The sequence below is a fragment of the Bacillus sp. BML-BC051 genome (genome assembly GCF_019656175.1).
In the GTDB taxonomy this organism is placed as follows: Bacteria; Bacillota; Bacilli; order Bacillales; family Bacillaceae_G; genus Bacillus_A; species Bacillus_A mobilis.
Window position 1 is genome coordinate 1 of record NZ_BPLI01000135.1, and the last position, 1,471, is coordinate 1,471.

1 protein-coding gene is annotated in these 1,471 nt (G+C 37.3%); it reads left to right on the plus strand.

What is annotated here, in order from left to right:
• Positions 1-1,471 (plus strand): non-ribosomal peptide synthetase (locus K5S59_RS29585; RefSeq protein WP_220784124.1); only part of this gene is annotated, 1,471 nt, incomplete at both ends.

Sequence of the window (1,471 nt, forward strand, 5' to 3'; positions counted from 1 at the left end):
CGTTGCAATCATGGCAGAACGAAGTATTGAAATGATTGTAGGAATCTACGGAATTATCAAAGCAGGCGGAGCATATGTACCGATAGATCCAACCAATCCGAAAGATCGAATTGAATATATGCTTGCGGATTGTATGCCGAAGGCAATACTCACATATAAAGCGGAAGTTGAAACTGAAATACCAGTTATTGACCTTGCGGATCGTAGTGTCTTTACAGATGAAACAGAAAACCCTGAGAAGATAAATCAATCATCTGACTTATTGTATGTTATCTATACATCAGGAACAACTGGAAAACCAAAAGGGACAATGATTGAACATAAGAGTGTTATCAGACTAGTAAAAGATACGAATTATATTGCATTTGATGAAAATACAGTGATATTACAAACCGGTTCTATGTCATTTGATGCATCCACATTTGAAATGTGGGGAGCATTCTTGAATGGTGGGACGTTGGTATTGATAAATAGTGAGACAATCACCAATGTGGGTGCTGTAAAGCAGTGTATCCAAAAGCATCAAGTTAACACGATGTGGTTAACGTCAACGTTATATAATCAAATGATCGTAACAGATGCACAAATGTTTAATAGCCTAAAGTATCTGTTGATAGGTGGAGAAAAGCTTTCCGAAGAACAAGTTAGAATTTTAAAATCTCAAGAGGGAACAGTACGCTTGATAAACGGATATGGACCAACAGAGAATACAACGTTTACAACAACATATGAAATACCGAACGATTTTGATTTTATCCCAATAGGTAAACCAATCTCTAATACTCATATATATATATTAAATGAGATGAAACTATGTGGAATTGGCGTGCCTGGAGAACTATGTATAGCGGGAGATGGTTTAGCGAGAGGGTATCTGAATAGACCAGAACTGACAGCGGAAAAATTTATCGACAATCCATTTGGAGAAGGGAAATTGTATCGAAGTGGAGATTTAGCAAGATGGCTTCCTGATGGGAATATTGAGTATTTGGGAAGAATGGATGAACAGGTAAAAATCAGAGGATTCCGAATTGAGCTTGGTGAAATTGAGAGTGTCATTCGAAGAATAGAAGGTGTAACGGATGCAGCGGTGATTGTAAGAGAAGACAAAAATGCTGAAAAAGCAGTTCATGCGTATTTCACAGCGAAAGGTCAATTAAATATCAGTACCATCAAAGAGGAAATCCGTAAGGATTTACCAGACTACATGATACCTGCTTATATGATGCAGATTGAGAAAATACCTGTAACAAGAAATGGGAAGTTGGATAAGAGAGCTTTACCTGAGATTGAGCTGAAGAGTGAAAAGGAATATATCGCGCCGAGAAATAAAACTGAGGAAATTGTCAGTGGAATATTTAGTGAACTCCTTGATGTGGAAAAAATAAGTGTGAAGGATAATTTCTTTGAATTAGGCGGACATTCATTGAAGGCAACAAGACTTGTTAATAGGGTAGAAGCGGAAACAGGA